The 19,426-nt window shown below is 44.3% G+C and carries 12 protein-coding genes, 1 tRNA gene, 2 rRNA genes and 1 other RNA gene (1 of these 16 running past the window's edge); 11 read left to right on the plus strand and 5 right to left on the minus strand.

Features of this window, described 5'->3' with window-relative positions; translation table 11 throughout:
* The 6 genes from DWW23_RS04955 to ssrA form a co-directional block, all read left to right on the plus strand.
* Positions 1–52 (plus strand) — tRNA-OTHER (locus DWW23_RS04955) (it extends 50 nt beyond the left edge of the window).
* Positions 53–215: 163 nt separating this feature from the next.
* Positions 216–3,091: ribosomal RNA gene (locus DWW23_RS04960) — 23S ribosomal RNA — on the plus strand.
* Positions 3,092–3,207: 116 nt separating this feature from the next.
* Positions 3,208–3,318, plus strand: a 5S ribosomal RNA gene (rrf, locus tag DWW23_RS04965).
* A gap of 160 nt (positions 3,319–3,478) precedes the next feature.
* Positions 3,479–5,035 carry an arylsulfatase gene (locus tag DWW23_RS04970; RefSeq protein WP_122352167.1) on the plus strand — a complete coding sequence of 519 codons (1,557 nt, stop codon included), beginning with the start codon at positions 3,479–3,481 and terminating at the stop codon, positions 5,033–5,035.
* A gap of 33 nt (positions 5,036–5,068) precedes the next feature.
* Positions 5,069–5,950, plus strand: a complete 882-nt coding sequence (locus DWW23_RS04975; protein ID WP_122352168.1) for an alpha/beta hydrolase — start codon at positions 5,069–5,071, stop codon at positions 5,948–5,950.
* 60 nt (positions 5,951–6,010) lie between these two features.
* Positions 6,011–6,411, plus strand: a transfer-messenger RNA (tmRNA) gene (gene ssrA, locus DWW23_RS04980).
* A 49-nt stretch (positions 6,412–6,460) separates the two neighbouring features.
* Here ssrA and DWW23_RS04985 read toward each other — a convergent pair.
* The 5 genes from DWW23_RS04985 to DWW23_RS05005 form a co-directional block, all read right to left on the minus strand.
* A complete protein-coding gene (locus DWW23_RS04985; RefSeq protein WP_370449242.1) occupies positions 6,461–7,312 on the minus strand; it encodes a M23 family metallopeptidase in 852 nt (283 codons plus the stop codon).
* A gap of 208 nt (positions 7,313–7,520) precedes the next feature.
* Entirely contained in the window at positions 7,521–8,696 is a 1,176-nt protein-coding gene (uxuA, locus tag DWW23_RS04990; RefSeq protein WP_122352170.1) for a mannonate dehydratase, read from the minus strand.
* A 23-nt stretch (positions 8,697–8,719) separates the two neighbouring features.
* Positions 8,720–9,532: an SDR family oxidoreductase gene (locus DWW23_RS04995; protein ID WP_122352171.1), complete on the minus strand. Its 813-nt coding sequence runs from the start codon at positions 9,530–9,532 to the stop codon at positions 8,720–8,722.
* Between the two features lie 132 nt (positions 9,533–9,664).
* Complete coding sequence (locus DWW23_RS05000; RefSeq protein WP_122352172.1) at positions 9,665–10,726, minus strand: LacI family DNA-binding transcriptional regulator; 1,062 nt, start codon at positions 10,724–10,726, stop codon at positions 9,665–9,667.
* Positions 10,727–10,795: 69 nt separating this feature from the next.
* On the minus strand, positions 10,796–11,428 hold the full coding sequence (locus DWW23_RS05005; protein ID WP_122352173.1) for a glycerophosphoryl diester phosphodiesterase membrane domain-containing protein: 633 nt from the start codon (positions 11,426–11,428) through the stop codon (positions 10,796–10,798).
* Between the two features lie 324 nt (positions 11,429–11,752).
* On the opposite strand from DWW23_RS05005, the gene DWW23_RS05010 reads away from it, so the two are divergent.
* From DWW23_RS05010 to DWW23_RS05030, 5 genes are all read left to right on the plus strand, one after another.
* Positions 11,753–12,964 (plus strand): efflux RND transporter periplasmic adaptor subunit, encoded by a 1,212-nt coding sequence (locus DWW23_RS05010; RefSeq protein ID WP_122352174.1) that lies wholly within the window; start codon positions 11,753–11,755, stop codon positions 12,962–12,964.
* A gap of 61 nt (positions 12,965–13,025) precedes the next feature.
* Entirely contained in the window at positions 13,026–16,241 is a 3,216-nt protein-coding gene (locus DWW23_RS05015) for an efflux RND transporter permease subunit (protein WP_122352175.1), read from the plus strand.
* 11 nt (positions 16,242–16,252) lie between these two features.
* Positions 16,253–17,638 carry a TolC family protein gene (locus tag DWW23_RS05020; protein WP_187576632.1) on the plus strand — a complete coding sequence of 462 codons (1,386 nt, stop codon included), beginning with the start codon at positions 16,253–16,255 and terminating at the stop codon, positions 17,636–17,638.
* 23 nt (positions 17,639–17,661) lie between these two features.
* Entirely contained in the window at positions 17,662–18,432 is a 771-nt protein-coding gene (gene lpxA / locus DWW23_RS05025; protein WP_122352176.1) for an acyl-ACP--UDP-N-acetylglucosamine O-acyltransferase, read from the plus strand.
* A 446-nt stretch (positions 18,433–18,878) separates the two neighbouring features.
* Positions 18,879–19,280 (plus strand): hypothetical protein, encoded by a 402-nt coding sequence (locus DWW23_RS05030; protein WP_122352177.1) that lies wholly within the window; start codon positions 18,879–18,881, stop codon positions 19,278–19,280.
* Positions 19,281–19,426: the final 146 nt, after the last annotated feature.

Here is a 19,426-nt window from a genome sequence, read left to right on the forward strand (position 1 = left end):
GAGCATCTGCCTTGCACGCAGAGGGTCAACGGTTCGAATCCGTTATTCTCCACACATCGGAAGACGTAGACAAAATAGTTGATAAACTGTCAACTGTGGCTTGTCAACTGTCAACTGAAAAAGATCTTTGACATGATGGACAACGTAAAATAAAGTAACGAATAAGAGCAAGCTGAAGATATATCAATCCGATTCACAGCAATGTGACCGGACAAAAGAAAGTAAGCAAGGGCAGACGGTGGATGCCTTGGCTCTCGGAGGCGATGAAGGACGTGATAAGCTGCGATAAGCTGGGGGTAGATGCAAATAATCTTTGATCCCCGGATTTCCGAATGGGGCAACCCGGCAGGTTGAAGGCCTGTCATCCTGTAAAGGAGGCGAACGTGGGGAACTGAAACATCTAAGTACCCATAGGAGGAGAAAATAATAATGATTCCGCAAGTAGTGGCGAGCGAACGCGGAAGAGCCCAAACCGGTATTGTTTAGGCAATACCGGGGTTGTAGGACCACGCCGTGGCAAGAAATTAGGAAAGTGGAACGCTTTGGAAAAAGCGATCATAGAGGGTGAAAATCCCGTACACGACTTTCTAACGAAGCCTAGTGGTATCCTGAGTAGCGCGGAGCACGAGGAATTCTGTGTGAATTAGCGGGGCCCATCCCGTAAGGCTAAATACTCCCGAGAGACCGATAGCGAACCAGTACCGTGAGGGAAAGGTGAAAAGAACCTCGAACAGAGGAGTGAAATAGACCCTGAACCCGTCTGCCTACAAGCGGTCGGAGCAGCGTAAGCTGTGACGGCGTGCCTTTTGCATAATGAACCTACGAGTTACTTTCTCCGGCAAGGTTAAGTATTTCAGATACGGAGCCGAAGCGAAAGCGAGTCTGAACAGGGCGAATTAGTCGGAGGGAGTAGACGCGAAACCAAGTGATCTACCCATGGTCAGGTTGAAGGTTAGGTAACACTAACTGGAGGACCGAACCGGTAAGCGTTGAAAAGCTTTCGGATGAACTGTGGGTAGGGGTGAAAGGCTAATCAAACTTGGAGATAGCTCGTACTCCCCGAAATGCATTTAGGTGCAGCCTTTATTTAGTATAGCATGAGGTAGAGCGACTGATTGGATGCGAGGGCTTCACCGCCTATCAAGTCCAGATAAACTCCGAATGCGTGCTATATATTGATAAGGAGTGAGGGCGCGGGTGCTAAGGTCCGCGTCCGAGAGGAGAAGAATCCAGACCATCAGCTAAGGTCCCCAAATAACAGTTAAGTTGAACTAACGAAGTCAGACTGCAGAGACAGCTAGGATGTTGGCTTGGAAGCAGCCATTCATTTAAAGAGTGCGTAACAGCTCACTAGTCGAGGAGTTTGGCGTGGATAATACTCGGGCATAAACTGTTTACCGAAGCTATGGATCTCGTAAGAGATGGTAGGGGAGCATTCTATGGACGTTGAAGGTGAGGGATAACCCTTGCTGGAGTGCATAGAAAAGCAAATGTAGGTATAAGTAACGATAAAGGAAGTGAGAAACTTCCTCGCCGAAAGACTAAGGTTTCCTGATCAACGTTAATCGGATCAGGGTAAGTCGGGACCTAAGGATAAGCCGAACGGCGATTCCGATGGAAGAATGGTTTAATATTCCCATACTACTTTATTGAGCGATGTGGAGACGGAGAAGTGACAGTCCTGCCATCTGACGGAATAGATGGTTAAAGGGTGTAGGCGTTGATCGAAGTAGGCAAATCCGCTTTGAGAGCTGAACCTGACAGTATACCGAGTACTTGTACAAGGTAATATGGACGTAATCAGGCTCCCTAGAAAATCCGCTAAGCATATCAATAAAGTACCCGTACCGTAAACGGACACACGTAGTTGGGTTGAGAATACTGAGGCGCTCGAGTGATTCACGGTTAAGGAACTAGGCAAATTGACCCTGTAACTTCGGGATAAAGGGTCCCACTGTAACAGGTGGGCGCAGAGAATAGGTCCAGGCAACTGTTTAACAAAAACACATGGCTGTGCAAAATAGAAATATGAAGTATACAGCCTGACCCCTGCCCGGTGCTGGAAGGTTAAGAGGAGATGTCATCGCAAGAGAAGCATTGAATTGAAGCCCCAGTAAACGGCGGCCGTAACTATAACGGTCCTAAGGTAGCGAAATTCCTTGTCGGGTAAGTTCCGACCTGCACGAATGGTGTAATGATCTGGACACTGTCTCAACCGTGAGCTCGGTGAAATTGTAGTATCGGTGAAGATGCCGATTACCCGCGATGGGACGAAAAGACCCCGTGAACCTTTACTATAGCTTTACATTGAATTTGGGCAACTAATGTGTAGGATAGGCCGGAGGCTTTGAAGCAGGTACGCTAGTATTTGTGGAGCCGTCGTTGAAATACGGCCCTTTGGTTGTTTGAGTTCTAACTCGCGATATGCGAGGACACTGTATGGTGGGTAGTTTGACTGGGGTGGTCGCCTCCAAAAGAGTAACGGAGGCTTCTAAAGGTACCCTCAGACCGATTGGTAACCGGTCGTAGAGTGTAATGGCATAAGGGTGCTTGACTGGGAGAGATACAACTCGATCAGGTAGGAAACTAGAGCATAGTGATCCGGTGGTTCCGCATGGAAGGGCCATCGCTCAAAGGATAAAAGGTACTCCGGGGATAACAGGCTGATCGCTCCCAAGAGCTCATATCGACGGAGCGGTTTGGCACCTCGATGTCGGCTCGTCACATCCTGGGGCTGGAGAAGGTCCCAAGGGTTGGGCTGTTCGCCCATTAAAGTGGCACGCGAGCTGGGTTCAGAACGTCGTGAGACAGTTCGGTCTCTATCTATCGTGGGCGTAGGAGATTTGAGTGGCTCTGACACTAGTACGAGAGGACCGTGTTGGACAGACCTCTGGTTTACCGGTTGTACCGCCAGGTGCACCGCCGGGTATCTAAGTCTGGATTGGATAAGTGCTGAAAGCATCTAAGTACGAAGCCAGCCTCAAGATAAGATCTCCCTGAGGGTCGTTGTAGACTACGACGTAGATAGGCTACAGGTGTAAGGGCAGTAATGTCGAAGCCGAGTAGTACTAATAGCCCGAGACTTTCTTTTTCCGGGGAAAGGGTTGATATATCAGCAGGTGGTAGGTAGAAATGCCTGTCATAAGCTCAAAGAAAATGAGTTACGTTAGAGTAACGTTGTCCAAAGTCAAACATCTTAAAAGGTATTAAGGTGGTTATAGCGTTGGGGATCCACCTCTTCCCATTCCGAACAGAGAAGTTAAGCCCAACCACGTCGATGGTACTGCGTAAAAGTGGGAGAGTAGATAGCCGCCGTTTTAGTAAGCGAGAGCTGAAAGGTAGAAAGGAGTTCATTCGAAAGAGTGGACTCCTTTTTTTGTTTTATTCTTCCCGATAATATTAACCTTCTTCTGATTGCACGAATCAAATAAGATATTTATCTTCGCTATCTGAATCAGTATTCATAGAAAAACATATAATGAAAAGAAGAGCCTTTCTTAAATCGTCACTATTAGCAGGTGCAGGAGTCGGATTTAATCATTCCGCTCAATCTGCTGCTTCCTTAAATGAACAAAACAAAGAACAAAAGGAAATGAAAAAGAAACCCCATGTCATTTTTATTATGACCGACCAGCATCGTGGAGATGCATTGGGGTGTATGGGGAATAAAGCTGTGATTTCTCCTAATCTGGATAAATTGGCAGCAGAAGGAACTTTGTTTGTAAACGGTTATTCATCAGCTCCCAGTAGTACGCCCGGACGTGCCGGCCTGTTGACAGGTTTGTCTCCCTGGCATCATGGTATGTTAGGCTATGGCAGAATGGCGGAACAATATAAATATGAAATGCCTCAGATGTTGCGTAATCTGGGTTATTTTACATTTGGCGTTGGAAAGATGCATTGGTTCCCACAGAAGGCTCTTCATGGTTTCCATGCCACTTTAATCGACGAAAGCGGTAGAGTAGAATCAAAAGATTTTATCAGCGATTATCGCGAATGGTTCCAGTTGAATGCTCCGGGGAAGAATCCGGACTTGACAGGCATTGGTTGGAATGATCATGGCGCTGGTATTTATAAACTGGAAGAACGTTTGCATCCGACTACCTGGACCGGACAGACAGCCTGTGAACTTATCCGTAATTATGATAATGATAAGCCTTTATTCCTGAAAGTATCTTTTGCCCGTCCTCATAGTCCTTATGACCCACCGAAGCGTTATTTGGATATGTATAAGAATACAGAAATACCCAAGCCGTTTATAGGTGACTGGTGTGGCCGGTATGCAGAACGTCTCGATCCGGAGAAGGTTGCATCCGATGCTCCTTTTGGTAATTTTGGAGACGAATATGCCGTTAATTCAAGAAGGCATTATTATGCAAATATTACTTTCATCGACGATCAGATAGGACAGATTATCGCAGCCTTGAAAGAGAAAGGTATGTATGATGATGCTGTAATTTGCTTTACTGCCGATCATGGAGACATGCTGGGGGATCATTATCATTGGAGAAAAACTTATCCGTATGAAGGTTCAGCTCATATTCCGTATATTGTAAAATGGCCGTCGTATGTTGATAAAACTGTTCCGGCCGGAACGAAGATCGAGCAACCCGTTGAACTTCGTGATTTCCTGCCTACCTTTATCGATCTGGCAGGCGGTGCAGTTCCTCCTGATATGGATGGAAGCTCGTTGCTGAAGCTGGTACAGGGGCGTGGAAATGAATGGCGTAAATATATAGACATGGAACATGCCACCTGTTACAGTGCAGATAATTATTGGTGTGCTTTGACGGATGGTAAACTGAAATATGTATGGAATCTCCATAATGGAAAAGAACAGTTGTTCGACCTGGTAAAAGATCCGGGTGAACTGGTTGATTGTTCTTCAAAACCCAAGTATGGTAAACAACTGAAAGAACTCCGTGAAGAGATGGTTAAACATCTTTCGGAACGAGGAGAAGCTTTTGTGAAAGATGGTAAATTAATGACGTTGGAAAAGACAATGCTGTATAGTCCGAATTTCCCTCAAAAATAATGGTTCTTATAAATTCTTTAAACAGTGTAGTGTATGATCAGAAAATGTATGCTCCTGCTTGTTGGGGCAAGTTGTTTAATTGGTTCAGCTATGGCACAAGATAACCCGATCCTGTTGTTCCCGAAGGGGGCACCTGGTGAGACAACCAAGCTGATAGAAAAGGCTGATACCGATGGAGGTAAAACCGGTGGTGAAACAGTCTTGCGGGTTACCAATGTGAGTGAACCGACGATTACGGTTTATCCGGCTCCCGATGAAGTGGCAACAGGCGCGGCAATGGTTGTGTGTCCTGGTGGCGGCTACAATATTCTGGCTTACGACCTGGAAGGAGATGAAGTTTGTGAATGGTTGAATAATCTGGGAATAACAGCTGTATTGGTCAAGTATCGTGTTCCTCGCCGGGAAGGTCGTGAGAAGCATGAAGCACCATTGCAGGATCTGCAGCGTGCGATCGGTTATGTTAGAGCGCATGCAGAAGAGATGAATGTCGATCCGCAACGTATCGGTGTAATGGGATTTTCAGCAGGGGGGCATCTTTCTGCTATGGTTAGTAATAACTTTGATAAGCGAACCTATCCGGCAGTCGATGCTGCAGATAAGGTTAGCTGTCGTCCGGACTTCTGTCTGTTGGTCTATCCAGCTTATCTGGACGGTGAAAACTTCGGGTTAGCACCGGAGATTAAAGTGACATCGGCTACACCACCGACTATGTTGATTCAGACGGAAGATGATAAATCTTATATTAACAGTAGCCTTTTCTATTATTATGCCTTGAAAGAAGCAGGTATTCCTGTCTGGATGCATTTGTATAGCAAAGGCGGACATGGTTACGGTTTGAGAGACACGGGGGCGGCTGTCAATGAATGGCCTGACAGGGCTGAAGACTGGTTCCGTGAAATAGGGGTAATAGAATAAAAAAACTAAATAGAGTACGGAGATATGGAGATTCTTCGTATCTTTGTACTCTCAAATCATGGGGCTGACCGGTTTAGACAGCGGGCAGAAGTGGTTTGTAAGCATGTAGTGCGTGGTTGGCTTGCACTTAAATCTCAGACAACGAACAATTAACTGGCGAAAACAATTACGCTCTCGCTGCTTAATCGAAGTATAGTAGATTCAAGCTTAATCCCTGCAATAGTTGCGGGGACGTGACATCACCCGGATGCTGTTGCTCCGAAGCGTTCCGATCAGGTGGTGCAGCAATATCGGAGATAGTCTGAAATGAGCCTCGGGTTTCGGACGAAAATTTAGAGGATAAGGATTAAGTGGGTGGCTTCGGTCTTGCTTGCTCCCGACAATCGAAGGCGAAGATAAACATGTAGAAAGCAGATTAGTTCCTCGTTTGGACGAGAGTTCGAATCTCTCCAGCTCCACAAAAAAAGCTTGTAATCAATGATTGCAAGCTTTTTTGTTTCTATGCTGTAATTATAAGTCTATTTTTTTATTCTTGTCCGAGACAGGAACGCCTGCATAAGAATATCGATATTCGCTTTCCCGCTGATACGGAAGTATATCAACTGCTTTTACGGCTATATTTCTTCCTGTTTTAGTTGCAACGAGGCAAGAATTGTGCAATTTATGTTTTTCCATATCGAACACTTTGTTTGGGTTGAAGTGTTGTCCGTTGATACGTACTTCAAAATGAAGATGCTCGGTAGTTGCTCTTCCGGTCCGTCCTGTTAATCCTACCGGATCGCCAGCCTTTACACGCTCGCCAACTTTTACAAGATTCTTTGAATTGTGGCTGTAAACCGTTTCCAGCCCGTTATAATGGCGGATAACCACCACATTTCCATAAGCGGCATAAGGTTTAGCCATACGGACAATACCATCGAATGCTGCAACAATCGTATCGTTGGCACATGTTTTCAAGTCAACTCCGGAATGATGTCTTCTGCGGCCAGCATAAGGTGAAATGACTTTTGCTCCGGGTAAAGGAAATGCATAATCGTCTCCAGTAATGAGAGCTAAATCGATAACCAGTGAATTTTCATCAGCCAGTAATTTAGGATCGGGCACTGCTATATCTGCTTTTTCCCGCGGAGAAAAGTTTTCTGTAATATCTTTACGTGCATATTCTGTTTTTTCTAGTTCCGGTGTCGGGGGAAGAAATATGTAATCAACTTTGGGGAGCGGAACTTCTGTAGCTGGGGGAGACATAACGATTTCCTGATCGGATACTGATGGGGGCGTTTGCACTGATAGTACCGTTGAGCAGGTTGTTAGTGTTATGAGTGTAATAAATGATAATATGTAACTATAGATCTTAGGCATTATGAAAATAATTTTTAGCTGGACAAAAATAGAAAAAACAATCCAGTCTAAAGTTCTAATCAGGAATACTTTATAGTTATTTTTCATTTATTTATGCTTTTCAATGGTCGGAGTAGTGGAATTGACAAGTGATAAAACAGAAAAAAGGCGCCAATCGGAATTGGACACCTTTTTCTATATAAATCAATAAGAAATGAAATATTTATCTCTGTTATTTCTTAAAAAGAGATTTAGCTATACCCATCTCCAAGCCGCGAAGTTCAGCCAAACCTCTCAGACGACCGATGCAGGAATAACCAGGATTTGTTTTCTTTTTCAGGTCATCGATCATCTGGTGGCCATGATCCGGACGCATAGCGATCGAACAACCGCGTTTTTGTTGCAATTCAAGCAGCGCTTTCATTACGCCATACATATCTACATCGCCTTCCAGGTGATTTGCTTCGTAGAAGTTTCCTTCAGCATCACGTTGTGTACTGCGGAAGTGGACGAAATCGATACGGTCGCCATAGCGTTCCATGATGCCAGCCAGATCGTTGTCGCTGCGGACACCGAATGAACCGGTACACAGACACAGACCATTACTTTTATTGGGAACTGCTTCTATCAGCTTTTTGAAGTCATCTTCCGTACTCAGGATACGCGGTAAACCGAGAATAGAGTAGGGAGGATCATCCGGATGGATAACCAGTTTGACACCAGCCTCGTCGGCTACCGGAGCAATTTCTTTCAGGAAATAGATCAGGTTGGCACGCAGTTTTTCTGCATCGATATCTTTATAGCGGTCTAATGCTTCCTGGAATTGTTCTACGGTGAAACTTTCTTCAGATCCGGGCAGGCCGGCAATCATGTTGCGGGTAAGCAACAGGCGATCGTCTTCCGTCATTATATCGAAGCGGGCTTTTGCTTTCGCTTTTTCTTCTGCCGAATAGTCGTTTTCAGCTCCCGGACGTTTCAGGATAAAAAGGTCGAATGCTATGAAAGCGGCACGTTCGAAACGAAGTGCCTTGGATCCGTCCGGCATTGTATAAGCCAGGTCGGTACGTGTCCAGTCGAGTACAGGCATAAAGTTGTATGTAACAACATTGATTCCACATTTACCCAGGTTACGTAAACTTTCTTTGTAATTATCGATATATTTCTGAAAATCTCCGGTTTGTGTTTTAATATGCTCATGTACAGGGACACTCTCTACAACGGACCATCTTAGACCGACTTCTTCGATCATTTCTTTCCGTTTCATGATCTCTTCCACTGTCCATACTTCCCCGTTGGGGATGTGATGCAGGGCATTTACGATACCGGTAGCTCCGGCCTGTTTGATATCCCAGAGGCTGACGGGATCATTCGGCCCGTACCAACGCCACGTTTGTTCGCATAAATACATAAGTGTATCGTGTTTATGAATTATTAGATAGAGAATGCATCGAAACCGCCATCCACAATAGCAATTGTTCCGGTTACGAATTTAGATGCGTCACTGATTAAATACTGGATCGTACCGAACAATTCATCCGGTGTACCCAGACGTCTGAACGGTGTATGGGCGATAACTGATTTAGCACGTTCCGTATAAGAACCGTCTGGGTTGGTCATCAGTGTTCTGTTTTGTTCCGTCAGGAAAAATCCCGGAGCGATCGCATTTACACGCAAACCTTCACCGAATTTAATAGCCAATTCACCAGCCATGTATTTGGTCAGGTTGGAGATAGCAGCTTTGGCAGCACCATATCCGACAACACGTGTCAGCGGACGGAGAGCCGATTCGGAAGAGAAATTCACGATGGCACCTTCTTTTTGTTGTGCCATTACTTCGGCGAATACCATTGTCGGAAGTACGGTTCCAAACAGGTTCAGGTCTACCACTTTCTTAAAAGCATCGATCTGCAGGTCGAAGATGTTGCTGTCCGGACCGATGGTCGCACCTGCCATATTACCACCTGCAGCATTCAGCAATGCGTCGATCCGGCCATATTTGGCAAGGATATCTTTTTTATTCTGTTCAAGTGTTTCTTTGTTCAAAACATCAGTCAGGAAGAAACAGGCTTCACCTCCTTTTGCTTTAATATCGGCAACGATCTTTTCGCCGGCTTCTACGGCACGGTCAAGGATTACAACTTTAGCACCTTCTTCAGCCAGATGGCCTGCGATTCCACTACCCAGGATACCGGCTCCACCGGTAATAATGACAACTCTGTCTTTAATACAAAATAAATTAGCCATTTTATATATGATTTTTATTGTGATATTTTCATTTTATTGCCAATATGTGTGCGAGCACACATCGAATGCAAATGTATGGTATTTATTTGTCAAACAAAAAAAATATCGAAGAAAAATAATTAATTTATGCCTTTAAATATAGTTGTTGTAATACTTAATGTTCTCTTTAATAAGTATATCAATGGGCATGTAGTTGATTTGTTCGACTTTTTCCTTCAACACCAGATGGCGGAACAATGCACGGACACAATTGAATCCTTGTACTTCCGGACGCTGTGCGATCAGGTGAGTGATATATCCGTCGTTCAGATGATTCAGGTTCGAGTCGATCACATCGTAACCGATCAGTTTAAAATGTCTGTCGATATCCTGGTTCCGGAAATAGTCTCCCAGTACATGTGCCCTGGAATTAAAGATAATACCGGCCTTGATCTCTTCGTGTGTTGCGAAGAAAGAGTCGAGTATCTCTTTATTTTCCTCCGATTCGTCGGCATGGATATGTACCGGATATATTTTCCCCAGGAAATCATGACCGTACAGGTAGTCACGGAAACCTTCTTCGCGTTTCATCACCTGTGTCGAATGCATGTCTCCTTTACGGATAAAGCGGAAAATGGCAATGTTATCTTCCGGTTGTATTTGCTCGAAAAGCAGTCGTCCGGCAATGTATCCGGAATCATAGGAATTGGTTCCGTAATAAGCGATGCAGTTTGTGTTTTCGATAAAGGCATCGATCAGCACGTAGGGTATCTCCAGCTTATCTAGTTGCTGAGTGAGCTGGATGACACTCTCTTTGAAAAGAGTGGCTATGATCACTCCCTGGCAATCGGCCTCTTCGATTTTCGGTATCAGATTGTCGAAACTGCTTTTATCATACTGGTTAAAGAACATTCGGTCGACCTCGATATTGTAACTGAATAGTTCCTGCTCTGCTTTGTTGATCCCTTCGGACAGTTTGGCCCAGTATTCGCCTTGTGCAAAAGAAGGTATCAGTGTTATGAACTTATACTTCTTTTTAAGTGCCAGTGAACGGGCTATCAGATTCGGATGATAGTCTATCTCTTTTAAAACTTTTTCAACCTTCTTCTGTGCTTCTTCCGATACTTTTCCGCGGTTATGTAATATGCGGTCGACAGTTCCGGTGGATACACCGGATAATTCTGCTATGTCTTTAATTCTGTAAGTCTTCCCCATAGGGCAATTTTGTTATCATAAGTAACCCGTAGACTTTAGAAATCTACGGGCTGTTTAGTGTTATTCAATTTATAATTCTTCAATAATTTGCAAAGGTGCATTAAGTTTACGGAAAACATAGCCATACATCACATAGATAAGAGGCATTGCTACAAAAATTCCTATCCCCAGCACGATAAGTCCCAGTATAAAAATACCGATCATTGCCAGCATAAGTAAAAACAACGGCATTTCTTGTCCGCGGGTTATTTCCCAGCTGCGTTTTAACGATTCGATGATCCCGGCATCTTCTTCAACAATGAAAGCTGTAAAGAACTGTAACCGTATGGCCAGGTATATACCAGGGATAACGAACAGGCAGATACCGAACAGGACGATGATCCCCATAAAAATATTAGCCACGAAGTAAGTGATGATTTTACGGGCTTGCTGGCCGTAGGCCGAAAACTGCGGCTCTTCTCCATCCAGAGTCTGGAATATGTTTTTCATGTATCCCAGAGCAAAGATACATGAGATTATACAACTAATCAGATTGATAACGATTGTACCCACTATGGATTTCTGCATAGGCATAGCAAATGCACTTAAAGTGAAAGAAATTATGGTCATACCGATCAATAATCCGGACAAAACCCATATCTGAGCTTTGGTCCGTTGCCATGAAGTGCTACATACTTCCGAAATTGAAAACTTTGGTCCCATCAGCTTATTGATTAATTAAGTTTATAGATAGCTGTAAATTTAAACTAAATTATTGAATAAGCAAACCTCGTTTTAAGAATATATGCAAATTTGGACTAATTTACTTTCGATCCGTCAAAATATTGGCTATCTGTTTGATCTCTACATATAAATAAAGCTATTTTTTAGTATAAAAGAATGTATAAACGGGAAAAGTACAATAAAAAGATTTTACATTTGTACGTTTTTTAGGATATAAGTCCCCTGTTGTCGAGCCTGATAATACAAGCCTTCAAATAAAAAGTATGAAACTATTAATAGGCAGAAATATATTAAATTATAATTATGAATAAACAAATGTTGAGAACTACTATTACCCAATTAAGGCAAATTGCGTTATTTGCAGTGGGAGTGTCTTTATTAACCGCCTGTGGAAACAGCCAGGGGGGTATGAAGTTAGGCGACAGTGAATATGCTGTAATGACCGTTAATTCTTCTTCTTCCGACCAGACAACTTCTTATCCGGCTACCATCAGAGGGACGCAGGATATCGAAATTCGTCCGCAGGTATCAGGGTTTATTGTTAAGTTATGTGTTGATGAAGGGGCGACAGTTCGTAAAAACCAGCCCTTGTTTGAAATCGATCCGACACAGTATAAAGCCGCCTACAACCAGGCGAAAGCTGCGGTAGAGATGGCACAGGCGAATGTCAGTACGTTGGAGTTGACCGAGAAGAATAAGAAAGATTTGTATGATAAGGCCATTATCAGCTCTTTTGAGTATCAGACCGCTGTCAACCAGCTGGCATCAGCCAGAGCAACTTTGGCACAATCGAAGGCATCTATGGTAAGTGCAAAACAAAATCTGGATTTTTGTACTGTGAAAAGTCCTTCCAACGGTGTAGTCGGAACTTTCCCGTATCGTATCGGAAGTTTGGTCAGTCCGTCTATCTCCAGTCCGATGACGACAGTATCCGAGATCGGAGATGTTTATGTTTATTTCTCCATGACGGAAAAAGAGTTGTTGCAGCTGACAAAGGCTGGCGGCACTTTGAAAGAACAATTGGATAAGATGCCGGCTGTTCAGTTACAACTGGCAGACGGAACTATGTTGGATGAAAAAGGAAAGATCGACGCAGTCAGCGGTGTGATCGACCAGTCTACAGGTTCGGTAAGTATGCGTGCCATATTCCCTAATGACAAAAAAATCCTGAGAAGCGGTGGTACAGGTAATGTTATATTCCCATATACCATGGACGGTATTATTATGATCCCGCAATCAGCTACGGTTGAAATCCAGGACAAGAAATTTGTATATGTACTGCAATCGGATAATACAATCAAGAATACGGAAATTCAGATTTCTCCTTTAAGCGACGGACAGACTTATCTTGTAACCAAAGGTCTGAAAGGTGGCGATAAGATCGTTATCGAAGGTGTTCAGAGTTTGCGTGACGGTCAGGAAATCACGCCGATCACGAAGGCTGAACAGGATGCTAAGTTTCAGCAGGCGATGAAAGATCAGAATGAAGGAAATTTAAAAACAGCTTTTAATTAATTAAAGGTATAGAGTGGATCGGGTTTCCGCCTGATTGCTTTCGTATATAAAAAAGTAAAATATGAAATTAGATAGATTTATTAACCGTCCGGTGCTTTCAACGGTGATCTCCATCTTGATTGTCATCCTGGGTATATTAGGTTTGCTCACATTACCTATTACCCAGTATCCGGACATCGCGCCTCCTACTGTTTCGGTAAGGGCCACTTATACAGGTGCCAATGCGCAGACTGTATTGAATAGTGTGATTGCGCCGCTGGAAGACCAGATCAACGGGGTAGAGAATATGATGTATATGACATCGACTGCATCAAATACCGGTGCTGCCGATATCTCCATATATTTTAAACAGGGTACCGATCCCGATATGGCAGCGGTAAACGTTCAGAACCGTGTCTCTATGGCGCAAGGTCTGTTGCCCGCCGAAGTAACGAAGATCGGTGTGACGACCCAGAAACGTCAGAACTCTATGTTGATCGTTTTTGCCGTTTATGACGCGGAAGACCGTTATGACCAGAAGTTCCTGGAAAACTATGCAAAGATCAACCTGATTCCTGAAGTACAGCGTGTGCCGGGTGTAGGTGATGCGAATGTATTGGGTACCGACTATTCTATGCGTATCTGGTTGAAACCGGATGTTATGGCACAATATAAATTGGTTCCCAACGATGTTTCCAATGTCCTGGCAGAACAGAACGTGGAAGCGGCTCCGGGTTCTTTCGGTGAACAGGGAAATCAGACTTTCCAATATACGATCCGTTACAAAGGCCGTTTGCAGAGTGCGGATGAATTTGAAAATATCGTTGTGAAAGCATTGCCCGACGGGGAAGTGCTTCGCCTGAAAGATATAGCCGACATCGAATTAGGACGTCTGACCTATAACTTCGTAAATAAAGTAAACGGACATAATGCCGTGGCTTGTATTGTTTACCAGATGCCAGGTACGAATGCAACGGAAACGATCACTAACATTCAGGACCTGTTGGTAAATTCAGAAAAGACAATGCCGCCGGGAATGAAAGTAGAAGTTTCCATGAATGCCAACGACTTCTTGTATGCTTCTATCCATGAGGTATTGAAGACTTTGATCGAGGCATTTATCCTGGTATTTATCGTTGTTTATATCTTCCTGCAGGATTTGCGTTCAACGTTGATCCCTGCGATTGCGATCCCGGTAGCCTTGATTGGTACCTTCTTTTTGTTGTCATTGATCGGGTTCAGCATTAACTTGTTGACGCTTTGTGCGATGGTACTTGCCATTGCGATTGTGGTCGACGATGCCATAGTCGTCGTCGAGGGGGTCCATGCCAAGTTGGACCAGGGATACAAATCGGCGAAACAGGCATCTATCGATGCAATGAGTGAACTTGGCGGAGCGATCGTTTCTATTACATTGGTGATGATGTCCGTGTTTATCCCCGTAAGTTTTATGGGGGGTACAGCCGGTATATTCTATCGCCAGTTCGGTGTGACGATGGCTATTGCTATCGGTCTGTCTGCATTGAATGCGTTGACATTGAGTCCGGCGTTGTGTGCCATCTTCCTGAAACCCCACGATGAGCATGCTGAAAAGAAAACAACATTCGTATCCCGTTTCCATACCTCTTTCAATGTTGCTTACGATTCATTGCTGAAGAGTTATAAGAAACGTGTTCTGTTCTTTATTCAAAAGAAATGGCTTACTTTCGGAACGGTTATCGCTTCAATTGCCCTGTTGCTATTTTTCATGCAGGTCACACCGACCGGTATGGTGCCGAATGAAGATATGGGTACGATCATGGGAGCTGTGACTTTGCCTCCGGGAACTTCACAGGAGCGTACGCAGGAAATCATGCAGCGTGTAGACAGCCTGATCGCTTCCGACCCTGCTGTTAAATCGCGTACTGCTATTACCGGTTTCAGCTTTATCGGTGGTCAGGGATCGTCTTACGGTTCGTTTATCATCAAATTGAAAGACTGGGATGAACGTTCGATGACTCAAAGTGCCGAAGTTGTTTATGCCAGTTTGTTCATGCGTGCCCAGAAAGTCGTGAAGGATGCACAGGTATTGTTCTTTACCCCGCCTATGATTCCGGGTTATTCGGCATCCAGTGATATCGAGTTGAACATGCAGGATAAGACAGGTGGTAGCCTGGAAAGATTCTTCTCCGTTTCTAAAGATTATATGGCAGCATTGACCGCCCGTCCGGAGATCAAGTCTGCACAGACTACTTTCAACCCGAACTTCCCGCAGTATATGATCGATATCGATGCCGCAGCTTGTAAGAAAGTCGGTATCAGCCCGAGCGATATCCTTATGACGTTGCAAGGTTATTACGGAGGTTTATATGCTTCCAACTTCAACCGTTTCGGTAAGATGTACCGTGTAATGGTACAGGCCGATCCTTCTTTGAGAGCCAACATGGAATCATTGAAGAATATTAAGGTTCGTAACGGTAACGAAATGGCACCGATCTCTCAGTTCATTACGATCGAGAAAGTATACGGACCGGATATCATCAGCCGTTTCAATATGTATACGTCAATGAAAGTGATGGTTGCCCCAGCTGAAGGATTTACCAGCGGTCAGGCACTGAAAGCCCTTGAAGAAGTTGCCAGCACGACACTTCCTGTCGGTTTCGGTTATGAACTGGGAGGTATGGCACGTGAAGAAGCTGAAACCAGCGGTAGTACGACCGGTCTGATCTTCGTGCTCTGTTTCGTGTTCGTTTACCTGTTGCTGAGTGCACAGTATGAAAGTTATGTATTGCCGTTGGCCGTATTGCTTTCAATACCGTTCGGTTTGATGGGTAGCTTCCTGTTCGTACAGGGGTGGGCTGCTTTAGGCAGTATCCCGGCTTTGAAGATGATACTGGGAACGATGTCGAATAACATCTACATGCAGATCGCCTTGATCATGTTGATGGGTCTGTTGGCTAAGAATGCTATTTTGATCGTAGAGTTTGCCCTCGACCGTCGCCGTATGGGTATGAGTATTACCTGGGCTGCCGTATTAGGTGCTGCCGCCCGTCTGCGTCCTATCCTGATGACCTCTCTGGCGATGGTAGTCGGTTTGTTGCCGATGATGTTCGCTTTCGGTGTTGGAGCTCATGGTAACCGTACACTGGGTACTGCTGCTATCGGTGGTATGTTCGTCGGTATGATCTTCCAGATCCTGATCGTTCCGGCTCTGTTCGTAGTATTCCAGTACCTGCAGGAAAAGGTTAAACCGATCGAATGGGAAGATTTGGACAACAGTGATCTGAATACGGAAATAGAACAGTACGCTAAAAAATAAGTGAGAAGACAATGAAGAAAAATCAAGTTATATATATGATGTGTGCAACCGCTCTACTGAGCAGTTGCCACATTTACAAAGCATACGACCGTCCTGACACGATAGAGACCGCCGGTATTTACCGTGATCCGGTATCGGTTACGGACACCCTGGCTGCCGATACGACCAATATGGGGAATATACCCTGGACGGATATTTTCCGTGATCCGAAGTTGCAGTCTCTGATTGAAGAAGGACTGGCAAACAATGTGGATATGCAGGCTGCAGTTCTCCGTGTGGAAGAATCGAAAGCATTGCTGACAGCCGCCCGTTTGTCTTTCCTGCCGTCTCTGAATCTGGCTCCGCAAGGTTCCACTACGACGATCGGTAGTTCCAGTTTTGCCAAAGCATATACCTTACCGGCAGCAGCAAGCTGGGAAGTCGATCTGTTCGGTAAGCTGCTGAATGCAAGCCGCGACCAGAAAACGATCTATCTGCAAAGCCAGTATTCACAGCAGGCAGTACGTTCACAGCTTATCAGCGGTATCGCCAATACCTATTTTACTTTGCTGATGCTCGACCGCCAGGTAGAGATTACAACAGAAACGGTCGATATCTATAAAGAAAATGTACGCGCGATGGAAGCTATGAAGGAGGCAGGTATGACCACCGAAGCAGCCGTTGTACAGATGAAAGCCGTATACCACCAGGTTTCTTCTTCACTGATCAACCTGAAACGTCAGGTTCGTGAAGTAGAAAACTCATTGTCGGTACTGTTGGCGAAAGCACCCCAGCAGATCGAACGTGGCAGATTGGAAGATCAATATATTCCGGATGAACTGATGGCAGGTGTTCCTTTGCAATTGCTGGAAAACCGTCCGGACGTGAAGATCGCAGAAATGTCGCTTGCAAGCGCTTATTATACAACGAACAAAGCACGTGCTGCTTTCTATCCGGGGTTGAATATTACGGCTACTGCCGGTTGGACGAATGGCTCGGGTATTACAGTTTCCAATCCGGGACAATTCATGTTCCAGGCATTGGCATCTCTTGCACAACCAATCTTCAACAACGGCAAGTTGATGGCTAACCTGAAAGTGTCGAAAGCGGAAGAGAAGATCGCCCAGATGAATTATCAGCAAGCTATCCTCCAGGCCGGAAAAGAGGTGAGCGACGCATTGCATCTGTACGATGCAACCAATAAAATGCTGGTTCAGGATAAAGAGCAGATCCAACAATTGGAGAAAGCTGTAGAATATACGAAAGCGTTGTTCCAGTCGGCTGAGTCCACTTATCTGGAGATCCTGTCGGCCCAGCAGAGCCTTTTGAGTGCACAATTGACAGAAGTATCCGACAACGTTCAGCGTATGCAGGCTGTTATCAACCTGTATAGTGCTGTAGGTGGAGGAAGAGAGTAATAACCATTAAAACTTAGATTATTATGATTAGTCCGTTAGCTTATGTAGATGCCGGTGCAAAACTGGGAGCGAACGTTACTGTTCATCCGTTTGCATACATCGATAAGAATGTCGAGATCGGCGATAATTGCGAGATCATGCCTCATGCCAGTATCATGAGTGGTGCACGTCTGGGGAAAGGTAACCGTGTATTCAATGGGGCTGTTATTGCGGCAGAACCCCAGGATTTCAAATATAAAGGCGACACGACATTAGCCGTTATAGGCGATGATAACGTGATCCGTGAGAACGTAGTGATCAATCGTGCCACGACTCCGGAAGGGCAGACCTTTATCGGTAATGGTAATTTCCTACATGAAGGGGTGCATATTTCACACGATACACATATCGGAAACCATTGCGTATTGGGTTACGGTAGCAAGGTCTCCGGTAATTGTTTCTTTGAAGATTATTCGATCTTCGGTGGAAACGTCTTGGCAAGCCAGGGTAGCCGTGTCGGTACCTGGTCGATGACACAGACCGGTTGCCGTTTCCGTAAAGACGTTCCTCCTTATATCGTGGCGGCTCAGGAACCGACTACTTATTATGGCGTTAATTCTTTCATCCTGTCACACCAGGGGGTGAGCGATAAGGTCATTAAACATATCAGTCATGCCTACCGCATCATTTATCAGGGTAACACCAGCCTTTTTGATGCCTTGCTGATGATCAAGGACCAGGTGCCGATGAGTGATGAAATACAGCATATCATTGATTTTATCAATGATTCCAAACTGGGGATTATCGGAAGATAACAAGCTTGTATATAAAAGGGGACGGGGATATCTGCATAGGTATCCTCGTTTTTTTTGTCTTTACCCGGGGCACTAACCGATGAACTATCGGTTGTCTTACTAAAAACTAATTTTTATTATATGATAAACTATTTCCCGGTATATTACAAACTATTTATATGCTGTAGTACTAAAGCCTGATATGCTGTACACCTTATATACGATATACTGTACTACTTATATACGATAAGGTGTACAGGGTATGTATAGTTTGTAATATACCGGGAAATAGTTTCCCGTTTGTCTGAAGATACTTTCCTGTAATGTGAGTAATACTTGTTACGTAACTTCTGAATGACAGATTTATATGAATATGTATGGAGAGTTTGAAAATAAAAGTCTATCTTTAGGAGGATGATTAAGAAAATAAAGTAATAACTGTACAATCTGATATAAAAAGTAAATCCATGAGTATAAGGTATAAATTTACTCCTATTTATGACAATCTGAATAAGGAAGGGGAGAAAGTAAAAGGGTATTATCCGCAAGTTGTCAGTCGCGGAACGATTCATAAAGATAAGTTATTCGACCATATTTCGCATGGTTCGGCACCGCTTCGGGCAGAGTTATCCCGTTCATGGATGCTGATAGAAGATTCCATAATCGAACTATTGGAAGAGGGATTTGACGTTTGTCTGAATGATTTCGGGACTTTTTCTGTCTCAGCCGAAAGTCGCCTTGTAGAAAAGAAGAACGAGATACGTGCCGAGTCGATCACTGTAAAAGGGCTTAACTTTCGTACTTCCAAAGCGATCAACAGAAAACTGAAGAAGGCAAAGTTTGAACGCGATCCGGAAAATGGATATTGAATAGGATGCAAGAAGAGATTCGAAAAAGAACATTCTTCTTCATTAGTGTCTGGCTATAACTCTTTCCTCTCTAAGAAAGGAAAGAGTTACTTTTATCTTCACCTGCTTTCATTCAACTGTTCATATAACGATTGCAAGTAATTACG

Source organism: Parabacteroides sp. AF14-59 (assembly GCF_003479515.1).
Taxonomy (GTDB): Bacteria; Bacteroidota; Bacteroidia; order Bacteroidales; family Tannerellaceae; genus Parabacteroides; species Parabacteroides faecis.